The sequence below is a fragment of the Nocardia alba NBRC 108234 genome (assembly GCF_001612665.1).
GTDB lineage: Bacteria > Actinomycetota > Actinomycetes > Mycobacteriales > Mycobacteriaceae > Nocardia > Nocardia alba.
On the sequence record NZ_BDAX01000002.1, the window covers coordinates 330,449 to 353,098 of the forward strand.

Sequence of the window (22,650 nt, forward strand, 5' to 3'; positions counted from 1 at the left end):
TCCTTTCCTCAGGGGCGAAGGTGCTGGGGGCCGCGAACGACCATGACGGAGTTGAATCCGCCCACCCCGCGAGCGATCACGAGCGCGGTCCGCACGGGTGCGGGCCTGACCTCGGTGACCAGGTCGAGTTGGTAGTCGGCGGCGAGATCGGTGCCGATGGTCGGCGGGATCACGCTGTCGCGGATGGACAGGAAGGCGGCGGCCAGGTCGAGCGGTGCGGCGCCCGAATAGAGCCGTCCCGTCATGGTTTTCGGCGCGGTGACCGGCACGCCACGCGCACCGAACACCGCGACCAGAGCGTCGGCCTCGATCCGGTCGAGTTCGGCGATGCCGGCGGCATCGGCGAAGACGACGTCGATCTCGGCGGGAGTGACCCCCGCGTCGCCCAGGGCGAGTTCGATGGCCCGGCGGAGTCCGGGCTCGCCCGGACCGTCGGGACGCGGGTCGACGGTCGCCGCGTGTCCGGCGATCTCGCCGTAGATCTGCGGCGCCTCGCGTTGTCTCGCGTGCTCGGCGTCTTCGAGGACGAGCAGCGCACCGCCCTCACCCGGGACGTAGCCGCCCGCCTGCGCATCGAAGGGCAGGTAGGCCCGGTCCGGGTCGGTGACGGTACTCAGGCCGCCGCCCGCCAGCTGTGCCACCCACCCCCACGGGCAGATCGAGGCATCGACCGCGCCGGTCACCACCAGCGCGGTGCCGCGCCGAATCTGCCTGCGCGCCTGGGCAACCGCGTCCAGCCCACCGGCCTGGTCGCTGACCACCACACTGCTCGGCCCGCGCAACCCGTTGCGGATGGAGATCTGTCCGCTGTTCACCGCGTAGAACCACGCGAAGGACTGGTAGGCGCTCACGTACTCGCCGCCCTTGCTCCACAGGGCGCGCAGTTCGTTCTGCCCGAACTCGAAGCCGCCCGAACTGCTGGCGGTGATCACGCCCGCGGCGTAATCGGGAAGTTCGTCCGGTCGCACGCCCGCGTCGGCGAAGGCCCAGTCCGCGCTCACCAATGCCAGGCGCGTCATCCGGTCGGTCTGTGGCAACAGTCTGCCCGGGAGGAGCTCTTCGGCCTCGAATCCGGTGATCTCCCCGGCCAATTGCGCGGGATAGGACTGCGGGTCGAACCGGGTGACCCGGCGGATCCCGGTACGCCCGGCCAAGGTGGCGCTCCAGTACTGTTCCAGCCCGAGACCGGTCGGCGCGGCGACGCCGAGCCCGGTCACCACCGCGGCGGTCATCGCCGGCTCCGGAAGGGATCGGCGAGCACGACAGCGCTCTGGAATCCACCGAAACCGCTGCCCACCGACAGCACCACGTCGACCCGGTGGTCACGCGCGGTCAAGGGCACATAATCCAGATCGCATTCGGGATCGGGATTGTGCAGGTTCGCCGTGGGCGGCACCACGTTGTTGACCAGCGCCAGTACCGACGCCGCGATCTCGATGGACCCGATCGCGCCGAGCGAATGCCCGACCATCGACTTGATCGAGCTCATCGGCGTGCGGTAGGCGTGGTCACCCAAAACACGCTTGACCGCGGCGGTCTCGTGCCGATCGTTCTGTTTGGTGCCGGAACCGTGCGCGTTGATGTAGTCGATCTCGGTGCCCTCGATCCGGGCCTGGCCGAGTGCGGTGCGGATCGCCTCGGCCATCTCCTTGCCGTCCGGGCGCAACCCGGTCATGTGGAAGGCATTGGATCGGGTGGCGTGTCCGGCCAATTCGGCGTAGATCGTCGCGCCACGTTTGCGCGCGCTCTCCAGTTCCTCCAGCACGAACACCGCCGCGCCCTCGCCGAGCACGAAGCCGTTGCGGCTGGCGTCGAACGGCCGCGACGCGTGCGCGGGGTCGTCGTTGCGCGGCGTGGTGGCCTTGATCGCGTCGAAGCAGGCCACGGTGATCGGGCTGATCGGCGCGTCGGTGGCGCCGGCGATCATCACATCCGCCCCGCCTTCGCGCAGTACTTCCGCGGCGTAGCCGACCGCGTCCAGACCGGAAGTGCACCCGGTGGACACCACGGTCGACGGGCCCTGCGCGCCGACGGCCCAGGCCACTTCGGTCGCGAACGAACTCGGGACGAAGTAGTTGTAGAGATGCGGCACCGCGTAGGTGTGATCGACCAGTTCCAGCCGCCCGCCGTCACTGACGGTGCGGTACTCCTCATCGAGGCCCATCGTGGCGCCGACCGCGCTGCCGATGGTGACACCGGTGCGGAACGGGTCGATGTCGTCGAATTCGAGCCCACTGTCGGCGACCGCCTCGCGGGCACTGACCACCGCCAGTTGCGCAGCCCGGTCCATCCGCCGGATCTCCTGCGGGGTCAGGCCGTGTGATTCGGGATCGAAGTCGATCTCGGCGGCCACCTGGGAACGGAACGGCGCCGGGTCGAACAGCGAGATCCGTCCGGTCGCGGTGCGGCCGTTGGAGATCAGGTCCCAGAAGCTCTTGGTACCCACCCCGCCGGGCGCGGTGACGCCGACGCCGGTGATCACCACCCGGCGTTCCGGGGCGCTCATCGCGCGTTCCAGTCGTAGAAGCGGTGCGCCATCGCGTCCGCCGGTGAGCGCCAGGTCTTCGGGTCGTAGGCCTCGATGAACGGTTTCAGATCCTGGCTGATCCGCACGAAGCGGTCGTCGGTCTTGGCATCCTCGATTCGTTCGCCGCCGTTGTCCTCGTCGAAGTCCTGCAGGTGGAAGTACAGGCCGCGGTAGTGGAAGAGCTGGCGACGGCGCGTGCCCATCCGGTGCGGCAGCTCGGTGGTGTCGAATTCCCGGAACAGTCCGGCGACATCGCCCGCGGACGCGAGGTCCATGCGGGCCACGATCAGTGTGCTGAACATTGACTTCCCCTTCTCTCGGATGTTCATCGGGCCGGCCCGAACCAGCGGTCCAGGGCGGTCGGTAGGTCGTCGTGTGTACCGGGGGCGACCCAGGCCACATGGCCGTCGGGCCGCACCAGCAGCGCGGTGGTGCGCGCGTCGGCGTCGATGGGTTCGGTGGCGGTCGCGGTGACCACGTCGATGCGGTCGGTCCACGGCTGCGCCCGGCGGCGCAGTGCCGGGTTGTCGGTGAGATCGAGCAGAACGCCCCGCCCCGGCCGCAGCAGGGCAGCGGTGTCGGTGGCCTGGGCACCGCGCACGAGCCCGCGCCGTGGCAGCCGCGCACCCAAGAGCGGATGCGACCCCCCGCCCACGTCGTAGCGGATGTCGAGACCGCTCACCCGGGCCGCGAGATGACGCTCCACGGCGGGATAGGCGACGAGCTCGCGCAGCACCTCACGCAGTGGCCCGACCTCCTCGCCGCCGAGAATGAACAGGCTCTGCGCCTTCGTGTTGACCAGCAGCCGTTGTCCGACCGGGTGGCGTTCCCCGTGGTAGGTGTCGAGCAGGGCGGTCGGCGCCTTGCCGCGGACCACCGCGGCGAGCTTCCAGCCGAGGTTCACCGCGTCCTGGATGCCGGTGTTCATCCCCTGCCCACCGGCGGGCAGGTGCACGTGCGCCGCGTCGCCCGCGAGCAGGACCCGCCCCCGCCGGTACTCGGTGACCAGCCGGGCGGCGTCACCGAAGGCGCTCACCCACACCGGTTCCGCGTGCGAGATGTCGACATCGGTCAGTCGCTTCCAGACATCGGCGACCTCGGCGAAATCCGGTGGGCCGGTGCGGCGCCGGGGTGCGGCGCCGCGTTCGCCGACGATGATCCGGTAGGCCCCGTCGGGCAGCCGGGCGCTCATCACCATGCCGCCGGATACCTGCTGGCCGATCATTCGCGGCGCGATCTCCACCCCGCGGACATCGGCGAGCAGCAGTTCGGTAGTGGCCGGGGTGCCGGGGAAGTCGAACCCGGCGGCCTTGCGCACCACGCTGCGACCACCGTCGGCGCCGACGAGGTAGTCGGCCCGCAACGACGCGTGTTCCGCGAAATGCACGGTGACGCCGTCGGTGTCGCTGTCGAGTCCGACCACTTCGTGTCCGCGCCGGATATCGGCGCCCAGCTCCCGCGCCCAGGCCTCCAGCACCGCTTCGGTGGTCGACTGGGGTACGACGCGGGGTGCTTGCAGCGGTGCGCCGAGGACGGTGAGGTCGAGCGGGATCCCGCCGAAGTGCCCCGCCGAACCGGTCTCGAGTTCGCCGAAGCGGCCGAGTAGTCCGCGCTGGTCCAGCACTTCGGTGGTGCGCAGGGTCAACCCGATGCCGCGCGATTCGCCGGTGCGGGCGGGCAAGCGGTCGACGACGATCACGTCGACGCCCGCCAGTCGCAGTTCCCCGGCCAGTGTCAGCCCGGTCGGGCCCGCACCTGCCACGATGACCGCAGTGTTCATGGTTTCCTCCTGAATCCCGTTCATGCCGCATGACTTCCGGAGTCGTCGAGCCGGCACAGCGTGGTGCCCGAGCTCACCGTCGTGCCGACGGTGGCGGTCAGATCGCGCACGATGCCCGGCCGGTGCGCGGTGAGCGGCTGTTCCATCTTCATGGCCTCGAGGACGGCGACGAGGTCACCGGATTCGACCCATTGCCCTTCCGTCACAGCGATTTTCACGACCGTGCCCTGCATCGGCGCGACCAGCGCGTCGGAGGCGGCGATGCCACGTCCGCCACGCTCGGTGCGAGGGTTTCGGCGCGGTGTCGCCGGACCCGTGCCGATCCGGTCGGGTGCGGGCAGCGACACCTCGACCCGCCGGCCGCTGATCTCCACGACCACCGTCTCCCGCTGCGGTTCGGGTGGCGTCTGCCCCGCGATGTCCTCGGCGGCGATGTGGTTGTCGAAGTCGGTCTCGATCCAGCGGGTGTGCACGGTGAACGGCGCGCCGGTGAAGGCCGGGTCGTCGAGTACTACCCGGTGGAACGGCAGTGTGGTCGCGACGCCGTCCACGGTGAGCTCGGCGAGCACCCGGCGCGAGCGCGCCAGTGCTTGCTCCCGGTCGGCACCGGTGACGATCACCTTGGCCAGCAACGAGTCCCAGGCCGGGCCGATCACCGAACCCTGTTCCACACCGGCGTCGACACGCACCCCCGGACCCGAGGGCGCGACGAACGTCGTCACGGTGCCCGGTGCGGGCAGGAATCCACGCCCCGGGTCCTCGGCGTTGATGCGGAACTCCACCGCGTGACCGCGCGCCGCTGGGTCGTCGTAGCCAAGCGGTTCACCGCGCGCGATCCGGAACATCTCCCGAACCAGGTCGATACCGGTCACTTCCTCGCTCACCGGATGTTCGACCTGCAGCCGGGTGTTCACCTCGAGGAACGACAGCGTCCCATCACGCCCGATCAGGAACTCGCAGGTGCCCGCGCCCACGTACCCCGCCTCGGACAGGATCGCCTTCGACGCCCGATACAGCTCGTCGCGCTGGGCGCCGGTGAGGAACGGCGCCGGCGCCTCCTCCACCAACTTCTGGTGCCGACGCTGCAACGAGCAGTCCCGTGTCGATACCACCACCACGTGCCCGAAAGCATCAGCGAGGCACTGGGTTTCCACGTGACGCGGCTGCTCGAGGTAGCGCTCCACGAAGCATTCGCCCCGGCCGAAGGCGGCGGTGGCCTCGCGCACAGCGGCGTCGAACAGTTCGGCGATCTCCGCACGCTCGCGTACGACCCGCAACCCGCGACCGCCGCCACCGTGTGCGGCTTTGATCGCGATCGGCAGTCCGTACCGGTCGGCGAAGGCAACCGCTTCGCCCGCGCCCGCTATCGGATCGCGCGTGCCGGGCACCAGCGGAGCGCCCACGGCCTCGGCGATCCTCCGGGCCGACACCTTGTCACCGAGCGCGCGGATCGCCGCGGGCGGCGGGCCGATCCAGGTGAGACCGGCATCGAGCACCGCCTGCGCGAAATCGGCGTCCTCGGAGAGGAATCCGTATCCCGGATGCACCGCGTCCGCTCCGGCGGCGACCGCGACGCGCAGCAGCTTCGCGGCGTCGAGGTAGCTGGTCGCCGGTGTGTCCCCGCCCAGCGCGTACGCCTCGTCGGCGAGCCGCACATGCGGTGCGTCCCGGTCGGGTTCGGCGTAGACCGCGACCGCGGCCAATCCTTCGTCGCGGCACGCGCGCACGACGCGGACCGCGATCTCGCCCCTGTTGGCGATGAGTACCTTGCGCATGGTCGCTGCTCCCTGTCGCCGGGGCCCGGTCACAGGTAGACCGTGTTGGGCGCCAGACCGACCAGCGAGCGGCCGTACAGCTCGATGTTCACGCTGGGCGTGATCATCGCGTGCAGGGAGGTCGCGTGAATGTCGCGCTGCAACCGCGCGATCGGCACGTCGCGCTGGATCGAGGAGCCGCCGCTGGCCTGCGCCAGGATCTCCACCGCGGCCTTGGCCTGGCGCGCCACCCAGCCGATCTGTACCCGCGACCAGACCCGTTCCTGTTCGGTCCACGCCTCGTTCGCCCCGGCCTTCGCGTCGATCACGTCGGCGAAGGTGCGCGCCCGCGCCTCGGCGTCCTCGATGAGCAGGGCTGCCTCGCCGACCTGCAAATGGGTGACCGGCGCGTCGAGCTGGCTGGGGTAGTCGGTGTAAGTGATGGGCCGACCGGGCAGCCGTTCGACGAACGCCGCCAGCGCCGCCCGCGCCGCGCCGACCAGTTGCCCGGTCTGGATCGCGGTGACCGGCACCAGCACCGGCGCCGCGTACTGCGGCTTGAGCACGTTCACCGCCGACTTGGACCGGTTCTGGTAGAAGTCCTCGCCGGTGATCACCCGGTGCTCGGGCACGAAGACGTTCTCGGCCACCGTCGAGACACTGCCGGAACCTTCCAGCCCGGAGGTGTACCAGTCGTCGACGATCCGTAGCTCAGCCGTGGGCACGAGGGCGAAGATCGGCACCGGGGCGGCGTCCGGCCCGGTCGGCAGCGCCACGGTGACCTTCCAGTGTGCGTGCAGCACACCGCTGTTGAAGCGCCACGTGCCGTTGAGCACCCAGCCGCCGTCGACCTTGGTCGCGGTACCGCTCGGCGCTGTCGTGCCCGAGACGCGCACATTCGGTGTCGCGAAGACCTCGTCGAGCGCCGCGTCGGGCCACAGCGCCGTCATCCAGGTCAGCGAGGCGTAGATCGACAGGCAGAACGCCACCGAGGTGTTGCCGCGGGCAACCTCGGCGAGCACGTCGACGAAATCCCGGGTGCTGGATTCGTAGCCGCCGTACTGCGCGGGAACCTGCATGTTCAGCAGCGAGGATTCCTCGATCGCGTCGATCACATCGTCGGGCAGTCGGCGGTTCTCGTCGATCCAGCGTGCCCGCGAACGCAATAGCGGCGCCAGCTTCGTGGCACGCTCGACGAGTTCCTCACGGGACGGGTTGGCAGACATGGTCGATTCCTCTCGCCGAATATCGTGAATACCGAAGCGGTATCGCCAGAAGTTCGAAATCATTCGGCGACAACGCTGCTCACCGATCTCCAAAAATCTCGCACAGAATTCGACGGCGATTCAAGAGCCGCGGAACTTGTCTACGGTCCACCCGTAGGTTTTCCCGGTGCGACCACAGGATCGACACCGGGGCAATGTGTTCGACAACGACGACACACGCACAAAAGGACGGCAGCCGTGTGGAACACGACTGCCGTCCGAGTAATTCGATTACGGAAACTACCTCACGCACACCCTCGCGCGTTCATTACCCCGGCCAGTTGGCGCCGGCCCGCGACACCGAGTTTCCGGTACACATTGGACAGGTGGAATTCGACGGTACGCACCGTGAGGAACAACTGCTCGGCAATTTCCTTGTTGCTGAGTCCACGCACCGCGAGGCCGGCGATCTTGCGCTCCTGCCTGGTCAAGCCGGTCCCTCGATGCTGGGTGTCCAACGCGCCGAGCATCGAGTCCGCGCGCTGCAGTACGGGTTTGCTACCGGCGGCCGCCGCCAGCTCGGTGGCCGCTGTCACGGCCCACCGTGATCGCTCCGCGTCGCCCTCGATCGCGTGCAACTGGCCCAGGTCACACAGTGCGCCCATCAGCTCGTATCGTGCTTGCGCGAGTTCGAGCAGCTCCACGGCGCGTTCGAGTGCGCCCACCGACCGACTGGTGCGCTTGGCCATGCCGACCGCGTGCAGGGCCCGCCCCACCGCCCCCGGTGAGCCCCAGCGCCGGGCTGCCGCGAGCTCGTCGTCGGCCAGTGCCGCCGCGAGATCACAGCGGCCGAGCGCGGCCGCGACCAGCGCGGCGCGCGAACGCCACGGCACGATCGCCGGATTGGACACGTTCAGCGCGGTCAGCACCTTTCCGCAGGCCAGATAGTCCGCCAGGCTGCGCTCGAGGTCGCCTTCGGCGCGGTGCAGCGCACCACGGGCGGCGAGCACGTGCGCACGGTCCGGCATGGCTTCCACCGCGCTCATCCGGTCCTCGAACAGACACCGCGCACTGCTCAGATCGCCGACCTGCACCAGTGCCTCGACGAGCCAGGCCAGCGCGATGCCGCGGAGCGCCGGCGACCCGCCGCGACGCAGTAGCGGTTCCATCGCCGCGATCGCCGCGGCGGGACGACCGGACTGCGCGTCGATCCTGGCGCGAATGAGCGTCAGCGTTTCGAACAGGCGAAACGGGATCGCTCCGCGTTCGGCGGACAGCAACCGGGTGCAATAGGCTGCCGCCTGCGCACCTCGATCCGCGTACACCAGCGACAGCAGCGACAGCCACAGACATCCCGGATCGGGTGCTCCGGTTGCGGTGTCGAGCACGAGTTCCGATCGCCGGACTATGGTCTCGCGGTCCAGGATTCCGCAGTGCACGAAAAGCATGCTCTGCACTCCGCCACACAGCGTATCGGCATCGCCGAAACGGAGGCGGGCCTCTGCGCGACCGACGCCGGATAAATAATCGATCTTATCCGTGAGCCGAGGGTCGCGGCGTTCACACCAGGTCGATTCCGCGTGACCACATCTGGCCGACTCGACGCGCACCGAGCTTCGAGGCGTATCGATCGACAAGACTTTCCGACGTTCGGACATAACATTCATTACGCTCGGAGGCGACATGCCTTCCGGACGGGACACAGGATGATCGGTCATGAAGTCTCCCTGATGCAGCAAGCCGAGCTTCCACGACCACCCTGCCGATGGCCGCGAAAATCCCCCCGGTTGTCAAAGTACCAGTGACACAGCTCAATTCGAAGTGATGTTCGACATAAGAATTCGATGATCTTATCTCTTGCAAACTACATCACGAATTACCCTCTCGCACAGATCATTAGCGGAGCAAGATCACGTATTGCCATGACACGAAATATGATGGTAATCGTACGCGCGGTGAATCATGCCACCGACCGGCTCGGCACAGACCTCGAGTCGGGATCGTCCGCGGGCCGGCGCGGTCGGAGCCGCGCGAGTTGCCTCCTCGTCTCGTCGAACAGTCTCGCCGTTCAACGGTAACGGGATAGTTCAGCGATGTCATCTCGTAAGACCAGAAGACTGTATCCACGAGTTCAACTCGACGACCCGCCCCAGCTTGATTAGATTCACGACGATCGATGCCCTGGCGAGCGCTCCCGAAGCTCGCTAGATTCGTATCCCGTTGCCCACCAGTGCAATCGGAGGTTCAGATGGGGAAGACAGTCCCCCACGCAGTGTCCGTTCCCTGGCTGCGTGACCATCACGGCGAGCCCGACCTGCTGGTTGTCGACGCGAGCGTCGATTTCACCGTGCTCGAAGACGGCACATCGACGCTCGAGCCCGGCCGCGCCGCCTACATCGCGGCACATGTCCCGGGCGCTGTGTTCGCGGACCTGCTCACCTCCTTCGCCGATGCCGAGTCGGAACAGCCGTGCACCGCACCGGAATCGGAACATTTCGCCATCGCCGCGGGTGCGATCGGGATCGGCGACGGGGTGCGGGTCGTCGTCTACGACCAGCACGACGGAATGTGGGCCACCCGCTTCTGGTGGCAATTGCGCCTGGAGGGTTTCGACGACGTCGCGGTACTCGACGGCGGCCTCGCCGCATGGCGGGCCGCGGGCGCCGAGGTGTCGAATTCCCCGGTGGCGCCCACACCCACCGTCTTCACCGCCCGCCGCCGACCCGGCCTCATCAGGTCCACCGACGAGGTCGAGGCGGCGGTCGCCGATGACGCCTTCCGGCTGGTGGGCGTCCTCGACGCCGCGACGTACCGGGGCGAGACAGACTATTTCGCCCGCCCCGGCCACATCCCCGGCAGTATCAACCTGCCCGTCGACCAGATCCACGACCCACGGACCGGCGCACTGCGCCCCGTCGAGGAACTGCGGGCCCTGTTCTCCGCCGCGGGCCTGCTCGACCCAGCGGTCACGCCGGTAACCTATTGCGGCGGAGGTGTCGCGGCCACGAAAGTCGCCCACGCACTGGCTCTCGTCGGACGTGACGACGTCAGCGTCTACGACGGTTCCCTGACCGCATGGGCCGCCGACCCCGCGCTACCGCTGGTCGTCGGCGAACAGCCTGGTTGACCGAATCACTCGGATGCGCCACACAGGGCGAAAACCGAACGGCCCCTTCCAATAGCGCGCCGGCCCGCCCACAACACCGATTGATCCCAACCGTCCACTCCGCGGCCCGCGCAGGCGGACAATGTCGGAATGCCCGAGTTGATGTCGGCCGTGATCCATTCCGACGCTTTCGCCACCGACCAGCCCACACTCACCGCGCACGACGACCTCGCGCTGCGCCCCTGGACCGACGCCGACGCGGCCACCGTCTACGCGGCATTCCAAGACCCCGACATTCGCCACTGGCATGTGCGGACGGCCGAGTCCGTCGAGCAGGTACGCCAATGGATCGTCCGATGGCGCTCGGCCTGGGCGTGCGGCAACGGCCAGTGGGCCGTCACCAGCAATGGGGAGATCGCCGGGCGCATCGGGTTGCGACAGTCGGACCTCACCGAGGGCGTCACCGAGCTCGCCTACTGGACCCTGCCCGCCCGGCGCGGACACTCGATCGCGCCACGCGCCGCGAACATTGTGACCCGGTGGGCTTTCCACGACATCGGATTCGACCGGATCGAGCTCACCCACTCGGTCCACAATGCGCCCTCGTGCCGGGTCGCGGAAAAATCCGGATTCCGGTTCGAGGGCACGCTACGTCAAGCGGGCCGCCACAGCGACGGCCGCCACGACATGCACCTGCACGCCCGACTCCGCACCGACTGACCCAGCCGGGCTCACCTGTCGGAGCGCGGACCGGTGGTAGCGGCGATCGCCGTGTCGACGTCTTGGTGGATGGACAGCGACTCGCTCATTCCGGCGAGGTCGATCACGCGCGCGATGGTGGTGGCGGCCCGCCGGGCGGCGAGATGCATCGCGATGCCGCGGCGATCCAGGTGCTGGGCCAGGTCGGCGAGGACCATGATCGCGCGGACCGACAGGAACATCACCTCATCCAGATCGACGATGAAGTGGCCGTCGGCAGCGGACTCGGGGACAGCGGACTCCAGCAGGCTCCGCCAGCGTGGGAGGGTGTACGCGTCGATCTCCCCGCGCGCGTGCAGCACGACGACCTGACCCTCGGACTCCGAGACGGCGCTCAGGCGACGACGGAGATCGGCCGGATCGTCGGCAGCGGGCGGGCGGGTTTCGTCGGGACGGTTGTTCAAAAGACTCAATTCTTCAGCACCGGGAGAACAGTGCGCGCCGATAGTCCTGTGTGCTCGAGCGCGGGTCCTCCACCATCATTCCAGCACGTGGCCCAGCAACTATCATGTCCCGTCGCCGCCTGGCGCGCAGGTGTTCGCTATCAGTACTGCCCCGTGGTGTTCCGATTTCGCATTCTGGCTCTCGGCCCGGTGCCACGGGCAGCGACACACGATGCGCCGGGGGCGCCACAACGGGTGCGGCGCCTGCTGTCGGGCCAGTAATATGGAACGAGCAACCGTACGGGCGCCCCGGTCGACCCCGTCGTTTCTCGTCGTCGAAGGGGTGGTCGTGCAGAGTCTGGATTTCGAGAGCGACGACCTCGCCGCGACCGAAGGGTTCCTCAACGACGCCTATACCCGGGTGGAGATCGGGAATCACAGCTCACACCAGGTACGTACCCGGATCCGTCGCGAGGTGCTCGGCTCGATCAATTTCGATCGGCTCGACATGGGCTTCGACATGGGCTACGACGCCGATCCGCTGGGCCGGGTCTGTCTGGTCACCGTGAACAGTGGCCGGATCGAGGCGAACTACCACGATCACGGCCCCGATACCTTCACCCCTGGGCAGACCGGCCTGCTCACCCCGCACGACCTGCCCTACTCCGGCGTCATCCGGACCAGCCGCTACGACGTCACCATGTTCGACCCCGCGATCCTGAACCGCATCGCCACGGCCGAGGGCGGGGCGCGGGTGCGGGTGGATGGGCACCGGCCGGTCAACCCAGCGGCCGGACAGCGGCTGTGCCGGGTGATCACGCATCTGCGGCTGGTCGCCGCGGACCCCGACGCGGCCGACAGCCCGCTCACCGTCACGACCGCCGCGGACTATCTCGCCGCGACAGTGCTGGCCACCATGCCGACAACCGCCGAGCGTGAGCCGAATACCACCGACCGTCACGACGCTCACCCGCACACCGTGCGTCGCGCCATCGCTTATCTGGAGTCGCATCTGGGTGACAGAGTCGCGATCACCGACGTCGCGGCCGCGACATTCGTCACGCCCCGTGCCTTGCAGTTGGCCTTTCGCCGTCATCTGGACACGACCCCGCTCGAGTACCTGCAGCGGATGCGGCTGGCGGCGGCACACGAACAGCTCAGGGCAGCGCTGCCGGGTGACGGACTGACGGTCGCGGCAGTCGCTTTCCGATGGGGCTTCACCCATCCCGGCCGCTTCGCCACGGCCTACCGCCACGCGTACGGTCAGCCGCCGAAGCAGACGCTGAACGAATAGCCGCCGCTCGGACCGACCCGACGCCTCACACCAGGGCGAACCGCATATCCACCACGGTGCCCGCCTCGGAAGTGCTGATCTCGAATTCGCTGCTGAGAGCACGCATGATGCCCAATCCACGCCCTCGTGACTGATCGGCGTCCGGATCCGGGGCAGCCCAGCGACCCCGATCGGTCACGACGATATGAACGTGCGTTTCGGTGAGCGCGGCAGACACGGTCACCGTGCCCCCGTCACCCTGGTGGCCGTGCTCGACGGCGTTGGTACACGCCTCACCGACGGCGAGCACGATGTCGTAGGACATGTCCGGGTCGACCGACCCGTCGGCCAGCCACGCCTGCAGCGCGTGCCGTACCTCGGCCAAGCGCGCGGCGTCCGCCGCGAAATCCACCTCGAACGGCTTCACGGCTCTGTCTTGCCGAGACGGGTGCGTCGTCACCTGATGCCTCCCTCTTCATCTCGACGTCGAACGTATCCGCGAGAACCTCGCGCCATGTCAGTACCCGCGCGGTCCACGGATATGCCGCTTGCGGACGTGACAAGGCACTCTCGCGACGTCCCCCCGGCGTATACGTCCGAGCCAGAGTACCCGGTGCCGCACAACGGTTTGTGTCCCGAGCCGATGGGGTAGGTTGCTGGGGCAAGAATCGCTCGTACATTCGCCGACCCGGCGAAGCTAGAGGCAAGAGGTGGAACAGTGGCGAATCGCAACCGAGGAGACTTTCGGTGAGTGTAGAAGGCGGCTTCCGAGACCTCGACGTACAGGCCCGGGCACAAGACGAATTCGAAATCCTCACCGTGCGGGGTGAAGTGGATATGGCCTCGGCGCCGCAGTTGCAAGCGGAGCTGGAGAAGGCACAGCGGGGCGGTAAGACCCTGGTGGTCGATATGACCCAGGTCGGCTTCCTCGGCTCGGCCGGGCTGAGCGCGCTGCTCGTGGTGTCCAAGGCAGCGCCCTATCAGCTGCGGGTGGTCGCCTCCCGTGAGGTGTCGCGACCGATCGAACTGACCGGGCTGGACAAGCTGCTCGCGGTCTACGCCACCCTGGAGGCGGCGATCGCCGCGGAACCGAACGCGCACTAGGTCCGAGGTCGCGGCTCCCGCACGCGCGGGAGCCGCACGACCTGCACGAAGAACTCATCGATCTGCCTGATCGCGGCGATGAACTGATCGAGATCCACCGGCTTGGTGACGTAGGCATTGGCGTGCAATTTGTAGCTGCGCAGGATGTCTTCCTCGGCCGCGGAGGTGGTGAGCACGACCACGGGGATGTGCGACAGGTCCGGATCTGCCTTGATCTTCTCCAGCACCTGTCTGCCGTCGTACTTGGGCAGGTTCAGATCCAGCAGAATCAGATCGGGCCGTGGCGCGTCGGCGTACTCACCGGTGCGATAGATGAAGTCCAGCGCCTCCTGCCCGTCCCTGACCACGTGCAGCGTATTGCCGATCTTGTTGTCCACGAACGCTTCCCGCGTCATCAATTCGTCGCCGGGGTCGTCTTCGACGAGCAGGATGTCGACCGGCTGGCCGGGATCGGTCATGCGTATACCTCGTTCTCGATGGATGCGGTGATGGTCACGGGCGCAGCCGCCCGCAGGGTGAAGCACAGGCGGGTACCGTCACGGTAGTCGGTGTCGAGCCAGATGCGGCCGCCATGGAATTCCACGATCTTCTTGCACACGGCCAGTCCGATACCGGTGCCGCCGTAGGAATCTCGCGGATGTAGCCGCTGGAAGATGACGAAGACCTTCTCCGCGAACTCGGCCGCGACGCCGATCCCGTTGTCCGACACCGACAACTGCCATACCGCCGGGTCGTCGGCGCTGGGCTCGCACGCTACCCGAACCACCGGGGCGAGGTCGGGCGTACGGAATTTGATCGCGTTGCCGATGAGGTTCTGCCACAGCATGGTCAACAGGGTCGGTTCCCCGACGAGCTCGGGCAAGGTCTCCGGGCGCTCGATCACCGCCCCGGATTCCTCGATGGTCGCCGAGAGGGCGGCCAGCGCCTCGTCCAGGGTCTGATCCAGACCCACCGGCTCGGTGCCCTCCGACATCCGGCCGACACGGGAGAACGTGAGCAGGTCGTTGATGAGTACCTGCATCCGTTTGGCGCCGTCGACGGCGAAGTCGATGTACTGCTTGCCGCGCTCGTCGAGTTGATCGCCGTAGCGCTTTTCCAGCAGCTGGCAGAACGAGGCCACCTTGCGCAGCGGCTCCTGCAGATCATGGGACGCCACGTAGGCGAACTGCTCCAATTCGGTGTTGGATCGGCGCAGTTCCTCGGCCTGGATGTCGAGGTCCTGCTTCTGCCGCAGCAGTGTCGCCTCCTGATCGCGCGTGGAGTCGAGCTCGGCGACGATGTGGTGGCGCATGTTCTCCACCGCCTCGCAGACCAGCGCGATATCGGAGGGGCCGACCGCGTCGATGTGGGCGTCGAATTCCCCCGCGGCCACCCGTCGTGACGAGTCGGTGAGGTAGCGCAACGGCCGAACCACCAGTCGCCGTACCAGCACGGTGAGAAGTATCCCGGTCAACAGGAAGACCGCGACGATGCCCGACAGCACCAGGGTGCGCGTGGTTTGCGCGCGTGCCAGCTCGCCGGAATCGCTGTCGACGACTGCGACGAGATTGTCGTTCTGCACCGCGAAGGTATCGCGCACGGCGTCGAAGAGCGCCTTCCTGCGCACTGCTCCCGTGGCGGCATCGAGACCGATGCCCGCGCGAGACGAGACCGCGCCGGTCGCCGGATCGCTGAAATCGGCGCGCCACCGCTGGGCGGCGAGATCGACCGCGGCGAGGTCGGCGAGCAACCCCGGATGGCCGGCGAGTAGTTCCCGCAGGTGATCCGCGGCGCGGATCTGTTCCTGCCGGCCGCGGTCGTAGGGCTCGAGGAACTGCGGGTCGCCGGTGATGGCGTAGCCGCGGATACCGGTCTCCTGATTCAGCAGCGCACCCTGCAACCGATGGGCTTCGGTCGCGGCGGGCATGGTTTCGGTGAGCAGACGATCGGTGACCCGGCTGGTATGCGAGATGACCTGCGCGCCCGCCGCAGCACCGACGATCACCACCAGGATCATCAGCGCGAACACGAGCTGGAACCAGCCCTGCGCGGTCAATCTGCCGACCGTTCCCGATCCGCCGGACGTTCTACTCGTCACGTGTTCCGCCTCATCACATCACTCCACCGCAAATACAGGATCGCCACATCGTCATCCAAGCCACCTGCCGCCGAGGACAGTTCCGCGACCTGCCCGATCAGCGCGTCGACGAAGGACTCGGGCTGCTCGGTGGGCAGGGTTTGCGCCAACGCGAACAGTCCGTCTTCGCCGAGCCGGGTGCTGCCGTCGCCGACGCGCCCTTCGAACAGCCCGTCGGTGAACAGCATCAGTCCCGCGTCGGCATCCAGTGCCAGCTCGTGCGCGGGCCACAGTGCCTGCCCCGGGATGAATCCGAGGGCGGGTCCGCCCGGCACCTCGAGCCAGCTCAGTCCGGCATCGGCGCACCGCAGCATGCCGGGGTGTCCCGCGCGGCGCACCGATACCTGTCGGGTCGCCGGGTCGAGCACCAGGCTGGTCGCGGTGGCGAAGGTTTGCTGGTCGGCGCGTTCGGCCACCAGCACTTCCTCGAGCAGATTCAGTTGCCTGGCGCCGGTGACGCCGCTGAGCACCAGCGTGCGCCACGCCAACCGCAGGGCGACCCCGGTCGCCGCGGCGTCGGGGCCGTGGCCGGAGACGTCACCGATGATGGCATGCACCACGCCGGTCGGGTCCTGGACCACGTCGTAGAAGTCGCCGCCGAGCAGTGAGTGGTCACGGCCGGGGCGATACCGCGACACCACCTCGACCGCGGCGTCGGCGCCGAGCAGTGGGGTCGGCAACAGTCCGCGTTCCAGCCGGGAGTTCTCTTGGGCCCGCATCTGACTGGCCTGCAGGGCGGCCTGGGTGAGTTCGGCCTGCTTGCGCTGGATCGCGTAACGCACCGCGCGCCCGAACAACTCCGGGTCCACCCGACCCTTGACCAGGTAGTCCTGCGCGCCGGAGGCCAACGCGGACAGCCCGGTGCGCTCTTGATCGAGCCCGGTCATCACCACGACGGGGACCTGGTCGTTCTGATCTCGGATCGCGGCCAGCGCCTCGAGTCCGTGCGCGTCGGGAAGATGCAGATCGAGCAGCACACAATCGGGGGCGTCGGCTCCGAGGCGGTCACCGGCCTCGGTCAGGGTGCGCACCCAATCCAGTCGGGGGCGTGGGGACAGGTCGGCGACCATCTCCTCCACCAGCAAGGCATCGCCCGGATCGTCCTCGACCAGCAGCAAGTGGAGTTGCCGTCGCGATCCCGGCCCGACGGCGAACAGATCGGTGTTCAACGCGTCACTGCGCACCACGACCACCGTCGGCACGGCCGAGAGTTACCTGCGTGCACCGCATCGGACCTGCCCCTCCCCGCCTGGACAGCACGAAACCCACGGTGTGCACGAAAGCCTCCGATCACAGGCGCCCACTGCGCGAACTGATACCGCCGGCCGGTTGCTGGACCGAGAGGTTGTACCGAGGATGCTAACCGATGCCGCCGACACCCATGTCCACGCTGGATTTCCCCACGGCTGGAAGGCGCGACGCCGCCGCCCGGAACAGTGGTTTCGGCAGCCGGTCCGTCCGGTCAGCGGGTCACCGGGTTTGCCTCAGCGGTATTCGAATGCCATCGACTGTCGTGGCGCGGGCGTTGTCCGGGGAGGTGTATCCACCTCGCTCCCCGCACCGTGAAAGGCATCAGATGACCGAGCCCTCCCCCGCCGGCACCCGTCGCGTCGCGATCGTGACCGGCGCCGCGTCCGGTATCGGCCGCGCCACCGTCGAGTTGTTCGCCGAACGCGGACACGACGTGGTCGCGGTGGATATCGCCGAACGCGGCCTCACCGGACTCGACGACGCCATCGTGACCGTGGCGGGCGACATCTCCGAGGACGCGGTGAATCAGGCGGCTGTCGATATTGCGCTGCAGCGCTTCGGCCGGCTCGATACCGTGGTTCTCAACGCCGGGACCGGTGGTACCCCGCCGCTGGAGTCGGCCGATGCGGTGCCGGCGGCCGATCGCATCTTCGACGTGAACCTGCTCGGGCCGATTCGCGGCCTGCGGGCGGCGATTCCGGCGCTGCGTCGTTTCGGCGGCTCGGTGGTGGTGACCGCGTCGGTGGCGGGGCTGCGGGGTGATGCGGGTAACTGGGCGTACAACGCGTCCAAGGCCGCGGTGATCAATCTGGTCCGCGCGGTCGCGATCGACTATGCCGCGCAGGGGATTCGGATCAACGCGCTCGCGCCAGGACTCACCCGCACCGCGATCACCGCCGGGGTGCACCAGGACCCGGCACTGCTGGCCGACATCGAACGCCGGATTCCGCTCGGACGATTCGCCGAACCCCGCGAACAGGCGGAGGCCATCTGGTTTCTCGCCTCGCCCGCCGCGGGCTACATCACCGGCACCACCCTCGTCGTCGACGGCGGGCTCGACGCCAACCTCGGCATCCTGCCACTGCCCGGCCGAACGTTCTGACGGCGCCGCACACCAGCGAAAGAAGGGCCCGATCGCCTGCCGACCCTCAGTAGTAGACCGGTCCCGGCACGCCGCCGCCGGCCGCGATGGCATCGCCGGTGATGGCGATGCTGCGCGGCGAGGCCAAGAACGTCACCACATCGGCGACCTCACTCGCGTCGATGATCCGCCGGAGCGAATTCGCGACCAGCTGACCCTCCAACTCCGCGACGTCGCCGCCGTCCTGCTCGACCTGGCGGGTGAGCCGTTCGGTGAGACGTTCGGTGCGGGTGAGTCCCGGGTGTACGACGGTGACGTTCACTCCGTGCGGACCCAATTCGTCGGCGAGGTTCTTGGTCAACGCGGACACGCTCACATTGCGAATGGTCTGCCCGATCGAATTGGCCTGCCGCGCACCGAGTCCGCTGATATTGATGATCCGGCCCCACCCTTGCGCCACCAGGTGCGGTGCGACAGCGCGGGCGGTCCGCAGATATCCGAGCACCTTGATCTCGACTTCCCGGCGCACGACATCGTCGGTGGTGGCCGCCAGATCGCCGCCCGCGCCCGCGCTCCACGGTGTCGCGGCGGAGTTCACCAGGATATCGACGCCACCGAGTTCGCTGACAGCGCGCGCGACGAGTTCTTTGACCTGGTCGTCGTCGCCGGTGTCGGTCGGCACCGCGATCACCCGCCGCCCTGTCTGCCGAGCGATCTCCGCCGCGGCGGCACTCAGCGGCTGCGCCGACCGTGCCGCGAGGACGAGATCGACCCCCTCGTCCGCGAGTCCGCGCGCGATAGCGAGACCGATTCCCTTGCTCGCGCCGGTGACGATCGCCCGTTTTCCATCCAGTCCCAGATCCACGCTCCGACGGTAACAACCCCGCCCGTACCTCGACCTGTTCCCGCTCGAGCTGATCGAAACCGAGCACCGACCACGCTCGAACCGTCTCCCGTACACAGAGTCCGAGCTCGGCGGTCGCCGAGGCGTTTCGTGGCTCAGCGAGGCGTCGGGCACTGGCCTTCGTAGCGGCTCAAGCCCAGTCCGTTGGCCTTCTTGCTGCGCCCGACGGGGCCGTTCTTGGCGGAGCGGACCCAGGTGCCCGCGGTGTCGAGCACGGGCATGCGTTCGCTGAAAGCTCGGCTGTAGTGGATGGTGCCGTCGACGGTGAGAATGCCGTCGCGCACGTCGATGTGGGCGACGGTAGCCCAGAAGGAGCTCTTGCCGTTGCCGATGACGACGGTGATCTGGTCGGCGTCCCTGTCGGGGAGCCCGTCGGGGCCGGGACGGCCGTAGCGGACCCGGACTCTGGGATTACCGAACTTGTCGATGGCGCCCGCGCCGTTGTCCACGGATTGGTACACATTGAGAAGCAGGTCGCCGTTCTCGGTAGGGCGGACGGTGACCTGTTCGGTGGCGGGCAGGTTGTTCGCGCCGGGTCCGCGGGTGTCGCCCTGGTGGTGGATGTAGGGCCACGTCGAGAGGTCGCCCTGGTGTCCCTTCTCACCGCTGAGGACGACGTAATCGCCGGTGATCTCGTTGCGGCAGAAGAAGTACACGTCGAGGTCGCCCGTGCCGAACTCGGTGACACGGCCGTTCGCGTCGTATTTCGCACCGCGTCCGTCCCATTCGAGGCCGACGGTCAGCACGTAGCCCGGATCACCCTTGCGCAGGTCGATCGTGGCGCGCCGATCCGGTGACTCCTTGGTCAGGACCACATCGACCTTGCGCAGATCGACCGACGCGGCTGTGGGCGTAACACGCTGGGGCGCAGGCGCTTGCGTCACCGGCGCCACATCGGCCGGTTCCTCGTCCGCGTCGACGACGATGCCGTGATCGGTCGCGAACGCCGCCAACCCGGCGCTGTAGCCCTGACCGATCGCATCGAGCCGCCACCCACTTCCCCGCCGATACAGCGCCACGGCTTGCAACACCGTCTCCGAATCCAGCCCCGGCGGCACGAAACTCACCGATTGGCCGGCACCGACGACCGATACCCGCAGCCCGGCGACCGCACCGAACCGGATCCCCTGCGCCTCGGTGCTTCCGGTGATCACCACGCGATAGATCTCGGCGGGCAGTGCCGAGAGATCAACCGCGACAACAGCATCCGATTCCAGGCGCACACCGGAGGCCGCCGGGTTGTTGAAGAACACGAAGTCGGCGTCGGAACGTACCTTGCCCTCGGCGGTCAGCAGCACCGCGGCGATGTCGACCGCCCCGGCCGGGCTGTCGAGATCCAGACGCACCGTGTACTTCCCGTCGACGAGATCGGTCTTGGAACCTTTGGAAACCTCGACCATCGTTGTCGCACTCCCACTCATGATTCTGCCCCTCCACCGGTCGGCTCAGCCCCACGGTACCCGCAGGGCCGACCGGCGGGGCCCGCGTTCGGTGACCGGCACCGACCTGTGGGTATGCCGAGCCGACAGACGAAAACGCCGGCCCCTGTGCGGGACCGGCGTTCACGCGTCACACCGCGACGAGACCGAAGTCGAGCTTCACCAATTGGTCGGCGCAGTCGAAGTACCGGTCGTCGTGGGTGATCACGATGACCGTTTTACCGCGACGCTTCAGATCGGTGAGGATCTCGTGGTAGAACACGTCGCGGAACCGCGGCTCCTGGTCGGCGGCCCATTCGTCGAAGACATAGATCTGGCGGTCTTCGAGCAGGGCGGTGAGCAGGGCCAACCGCTTGCGCTGACCCTGCGACAGGTCGACGGTGGACAACCGACCGTCGCGCACCGTCACCTTGTGCGCGATCTGCAATTCGTCGAGGTAACGCTGGACTTCGGCGTCGATACCGGGGCGGTCGAAACCCAGGTAGTCCTCGAACAGGTGGAAATCGGTGAACACCGCCGACGAGTTCTGCCGGTACCACTCGATGTTGTCGTGGTCGATCCTCTCCCCGTTGAGCGACAACGACCCCGAGCGTGGCACATACAGACCGGTGATCAGCTTGGCCAGCGTCGACTTCCCGCTGCCGTTGCCACCGACGATGAACGTGATCTGGCCCGGTTCGAAAACCAGGTCGATCGGACCGAGACGGAAACCGGCGTCCTCGGACTCGTCGAGTCCGGGCGGCGGAGCCAGCGGTCGCACATCGACGCCACCGTGGTCGACCCAGTTCTTGCCGTTGACATCCACCGGGCCCCCACCCGGGTGGGCACCGGGGTGAGCGGGATGCGGATGCGGCGGCCTGCCGTCACCCTCACGCGGTGGCTTTCCCGGCCGCGGCGGATGCCCGCCCGGTCCGTGCGCTCCCGGCGGCGGCGGCACCGAGGACGGCGCCTCCGCACGATAGATGTAGCTGACGTTCGTCAGTTCCAGCTTGGCCTCCCCTGCCGCTGGACGCTCCGAATACGGCAGCGACTCCTCGTCGTGCAGCGTCGTCATCGACAGGTTCATCGCCCGGATCTTGGCCAACGCGACATCACCACGCAGCAGATCCGGGATACGGTGCATGAAGTTCTGCATCGGCATCGCCAGGAACGTGGTGACCAGCACGTAGCCGACCATCGTGTCGCGCGGCAGATCCAGGGCGGCCGCGATGACGAACAGGATCAGCGCCATCGTGCCCAGTTGCAGCGCCTGGCCGAAGCCTTGGGCGTAGGAGAACTTCGAGCCCGCGTCGGTGTTCTGATCGCGCAGCGTGCCCGCGGATCCGAGCAGGTGCCGGTCCATGAAGTCACGACGCCGACCACGGTGCAGTTTCAGTTCCTTGATGCCGAGCGTGACGGCCTGGAACGACCGCAGCAGCGCGTCCTCGTTCTCCCGCGCTTCCCGGTAGATGCCGCGAACGCGCTTGAGAACCAGTTCGACACATGCGATGCCGATCAGTGTACCGCCGACCGTGACCGCGAAAATCGGGCCCGAGACCACGGCCAGGAACACGAAGCAGCCGACGATGGTCGCCACATCCACGCAGATCGAGGGGATAGCGGTGACCGCCTGCGACAGCGAACGCACATCCTCGGTGAGCGTCGCCATCAGGCGATGCATGCCGAGCCGTTCGAGGTGTTCCAGTGGGGCGGATACGATTCCGGAGCTCAGGTCGCTGCGCAACCGGTAGATCGCGTCCTGGGACAATCGGATCAACAGAACCTGCGACAGCACACCGCTGACGAGGATCACCACACCGGTCGCACCGAAGTGCAGCAGCAGGCTGTCCGGCTGTGGCCGCGGCGAGACCACCGCGTTGATCAGCGTCACCAGATAGGTGTTGGCGGCGCCGCAGATCAGACCCGCGACGACGACGGCCGCGATCCTGGCCGGCGACAGCGCGGCGAGAAAACGGAGCAGATGCATAA

General features: G+C 67.9%; 20 protein-coding genes. 5 read left to right on the forward strand and 15 right to left on the reverse strand.

The annotated features are described in order from the left end of the window. Positions 1-8: 8 nt before the first annotated feature. From NA12_RS03240 to NA12_RS03270, 7 genes are all read right to left on the reverse strand, one after another. Complete coding sequence (locus NA12_RS03240; RefSeq protein ID WP_067445793.1) at positions 9-1,232, reverse strand: ketosynthase chain-length factor; 1,224 nt, start codon at positions 1,230-1,232, stop codon at positions 9-11. Continuing rightward, entirely contained in the window at positions 1,229-2,506 is a 1,278-nt protein-coding gene (locus NA12_RS03245; RefSeq protein ID WP_067445795.1) for a beta-ketoacyl-[acyl-carrier-protein] synthase family protein, read from the reverse strand. Before NA12_RS03245 ends, NA12_RS03240 begins: the two co-directional genes overlap by 4 nt. After that, positions 2,503-2,829, reverse strand: a complete 327-nt coding sequence (locus tag NA12_RS03250) for a TcmI family type II polyketide cyclase (RefSeq protein ID WP_067445797.1) — start codon at positions 2,827-2,829, stop codon at positions 2,503-2,505. The genes NA12_RS03245 and NA12_RS03250 overlap by 4 nt, the downstream gene beginning before the upstream one ends. Before the next feature lie 23 nt (positions 2,830-2,852). After that, complete coding sequence (locus NA12_RS03255; RefSeq protein WP_067447407.1) at positions 2,853-4,307, reverse strand: FAD-dependent monooxygenase; 1,455 nt, start codon at positions 4,305-4,307, stop codon at positions 2,853-2,855. Positions 4,308-4,327: 20 nt separating this feature from the next. After that, positions 4,328-6,082 carry an acetyl/propionyl/methylcrotonyl-CoA carboxylase subunit alpha gene (locus NA12_RS03260; RefSeq protein ID WP_067445799.1) on the reverse strand — a complete coding sequence of 585 codons (1,755 nt, stop codon included), beginning with the start codon at positions 6,080-6,082 and terminating at the stop codon, positions 4,328-4,330. Between the two features lie 29 nt (positions 6,083-6,111). Further along, positions 6,112-7,287: an acyl-CoA dehydrogenase family protein gene (locus NA12_RS03265; RefSeq protein WP_067447408.1), complete on the reverse strand. Its 1,176-nt coding sequence runs from the start codon at positions 7,285-7,287 to the stop codon at positions 6,112-6,114. 284 nt (positions 7,288-7,571) lie between these two features. After that, positions 7,572-8,714 (reverse strand): helix-turn-helix transcriptional regulator, encoded by a 1,143-nt coding sequence (locus NA12_RS03270; protein ID WP_165914799.1) that lies wholly within the window; start codon positions 8,712-8,714, stop codon positions 7,572-7,574. Positions 8,715-9,514: 800 nt separating this feature from the next. Between NA12_RS03270 and NA12_RS03275 the strand changes: the two genes are divergently transcribed. Continuing rightward, positions 9,515-10,393: a sulfurtransferase gene (locus tag NA12_RS03275; protein WP_067445803.1), complete on the forward strand. Its 879-nt coding sequence runs from the start codon at positions 9,515-9,517 to the stop codon at positions 10,391-10,393. A gap of 129 nt (positions 10,394-10,522) precedes the next feature. Next, positions 10,523-11,092 (forward strand): GNAT family N-acetyltransferase, encoded by a 570-nt coding sequence (locus NA12_RS03280; RefSeq protein ID WP_067445805.1) that lies wholly within the window; start codon positions 10,523-10,525, stop codon positions 11,090-11,092. An 11-nt stretch (positions 11,093-11,103) separates the two neighbouring features. On the opposite strand, the gene NA12_RS03285 is transcribed toward NA12_RS03280, so the two are convergent. Beyond that, entirely contained in the window at positions 11,104-11,535 is a 432-nt protein-coding gene (locus NA12_RS03285) for an STAS domain-containing protein (RefSeq protein ID WP_067445807.1), read from the reverse strand. A gap of 328 nt (positions 11,536-11,863) precedes the next feature. Here NA12_RS03285 and NA12_RS03290 point away from each other — a divergent pair, with 328 nt between their 5' ends. Continuing rightward, a complete protein-coding gene (locus NA12_RS03290; RefSeq protein ID WP_067447409.1) occupies positions 11,864-12,808 on the forward strand; it encodes a helix-turn-helix transcriptional regulator in 945 nt (314 codons plus the stop codon). Between the two features lie 25 nt (positions 12,809-12,833). Here the strand turns inward: NA12_RS03290 and NA12_RS03295 are convergent, their stop codons facing one another. Beyond that, positions 12,834-13,214: an ATP-binding protein gene (locus tag NA12_RS03295; RefSeq protein WP_067445809.1), complete on the reverse strand. Its 381-nt coding sequence runs from the start codon at positions 13,212-13,214 to the stop codon at positions 12,834-12,836. 320 nt (positions 13,215-13,534) lie between these two features. Here NA12_RS03295 and NA12_RS03300 point away from each other — a divergent pair, with 320 nt between their 5' ends. Beyond that, positions 13,535-13,891, forward strand: coding sequence for an STAS domain-containing protein (locus NA12_RS03300; RefSeq protein ID WP_067445811.1), 357 nt, complete (start codon positions 13,535-13,537; stop codon positions 13,889-13,891). Here the strand turns inward: NA12_RS03300 and NA12_RS03305 are convergent. Genes NA12_RS03305 through NA12_RS03315 form a run of 3 tightly spaced genes read right to left on the reverse strand, consistent with a single transcriptional unit; the run spans position 13,888 to position 17,125 of the window. Beyond that, positions 13,888-14,349 (reverse strand): response regulator, encoded by a 462-nt coding sequence (locus NA12_RS03305; protein ID WP_067445813.1) that lies wholly within the window; start codon positions 14,347-14,349, stop codon positions 13,888-13,890. The genes NA12_RS03300 and NA12_RS03305 overlap by 4 nt on opposite strands. Next, a complete protein-coding gene (locus NA12_RS03310; protein WP_067445815.1) occupies positions 14,346-15,968 on the reverse strand; it encodes a sensor histidine kinase in 1,623 nt (540 codons plus the stop codon). The genes NA12_RS03305 and NA12_RS03310 overlap by 4 nt, the downstream gene beginning before the upstream one ends. Beyond that, the gene (locus NA12_RS03315; RefSeq protein ID WP_067447410.1) at positions 15,965-17,125 is read right to left on the reverse strand and encodes a PP2C family protein-serine/threonine phosphatase; all 1,161 of its coding nucleotides are present in this window, start codon (positions 17,123-17,125) and stop codon (positions 15,965-15,967) included. Before NA12_RS03315 ends, NA12_RS03310 begins: the two co-directional genes overlap by 4 nt. Before the next feature lie 458 nt (positions 17,126-17,583). On the opposite strand from NA12_RS03315, the gene NA12_RS03320 reads away from it, so the two are divergent. Beyond that, positions 17,584-18,360 (forward strand): SDR family NAD(P)-dependent oxidoreductase, encoded by a 777-nt coding sequence (locus tag NA12_RS03320; RefSeq protein ID WP_067445817.1) that lies wholly within the window; start codon positions 17,584-17,586, stop codon positions 18,358-18,360. A gap of 46 nt (positions 18,361-18,406) precedes the next feature. Here NA12_RS03320 and NA12_RS03325 read toward each other — a convergent pair whose 3' ends face one another. The 3 genes from NA12_RS03325 to NA12_RS03335 all read right to left on the reverse strand — a co-directional run bounded on the left by NA12_RS03325 (position 18,407) and on the right by NA12_RS03335 (position 22,648). Next, positions 18,407-19,204: an SDR family NAD(P)-dependent oxidoreductase gene (locus NA12_RS03325; RefSeq protein ID WP_067445819.1), complete on the reverse strand. Its 798-nt coding sequence runs from the start codon at positions 19,202-19,204 to the stop codon at positions 18,407-18,409. 134 nt (positions 19,205-19,338) lie between these two features. Further along, positions 19,339-20,664, reverse strand: a complete 1,326-nt coding sequence (locus NA12_RS03330; RefSeq protein WP_243654891.1) for a TerD family protein — start codon at positions 20,662-20,664, stop codon at positions 19,339-19,341. 148 nt (positions 20,665-20,812) lie between these two features. Continuing rightward, entirely contained in the window at positions 20,813-22,648 is a 1,836-nt protein-coding gene (locus tag NA12_RS03335) for an ATP-binding cassette domain-containing protein (protein WP_067445823.1), read from the reverse strand. Positions 22,649-22,650: the final 2 nt, after the last annotated feature.

What these genes read in the sequence shown, in the direction of transcription:
- NA12_RS03240 (WP_067445793.1), bottom strand. Translation starts at nt 1,232, where the DNA reads ATGACCGCCGCGGTGGTGACCGGGCTCGGCGTCGCCGCGCCGACCGGT.
- NA12_RS03245 (WP_067445795.1), bottom strand. Translation starts at nt 2,506, where the DNA reads ATGAGCGCCCCGGAACGCCGGGTGGTGATCACCGGCGTCGGCGTCACC.
- NA12_RS03250 (WP_067445797.1), bottom strand. Translation starts at nt 2,829, where the DNA reads ATGTTCAGCACACTGATCGTGGCCCGCATGGACCTCGCGTCCGCGGGC.
- NA12_RS03255 (WP_067447407.1), bottom strand. Translation starts at nt 4,307, where the DNA reads ATGAACACTGCGGTCATCGTGGCAGGTGCGGGCCCGACCGGGCTGACA.
- NA12_RS03260 (WP_067445799.1), bottom strand. Translation starts at nt 6,082, where the DNA reads ATGCGCAAGGTACTCATCGCCAACAGGGGCGAGATCGCGGTCCGCGTC.
- NA12_RS03265 (WP_067447408.1), bottom strand. Translation starts at nt 7,287, where the DNA reads ATGTCTGCCAACCCGTCCCGTGAGGAACTCGTCGAGCGTGCCACGAAG.
- NA12_RS03270 (WP_165914799.1), bottom strand. Translation starts at nt 8,714, where the DNA reads ATGCTTTTCGTGCACTGCGGAATCCTGGACCGCGAGACCATAGTCCGG.
- NA12_RS03275 (WP_067445803.1), top strand. Translation starts at nt 9,515, where the DNA reads ATGGGGAAGACAGTCCCCCACGCAGTGTCCGTTCCCTGGCTGCGTGAC.
- NA12_RS03280 (WP_067445805.1), top strand. Translation starts at nt 10,523, where the DNA reads ATGCCCGAGTTGATGTCGGCCGTGATCCATTCCGACGCTTTCGCCACC.
- NA12_RS03305 (WP_067445813.1), bottom strand. Translation starts at nt 14,349, where the DNA reads ATGACCGATCCCGGCCAGCCGGTCGACATCCTGCTCGTCGAAGACGAC.
- NA12_RS03320 (WP_067445817.1), top strand. Translation starts at nt 17,584, where the DNA reads ATGACCGAGCCCTCCCCCGCCGGCACCCGTCGCGTCGCGATCGTGACC.
- NA12_RS03330 (WP_243654891.1), bottom strand. Translation starts at nt 20,664, where the DNA reads ATGAGTGGGAGTGCGACAACGATGGTCGAGGTTTCCAAAGGTTCCAAG.
- NA12_RS03335 (WP_067445823.1), bottom strand. Translation starts at nt 22,648, where the DNA reads ATGCATCTGCTCCGTTTTCTCGCCGCGCTGTCGCCGGCCAGGATCGCG.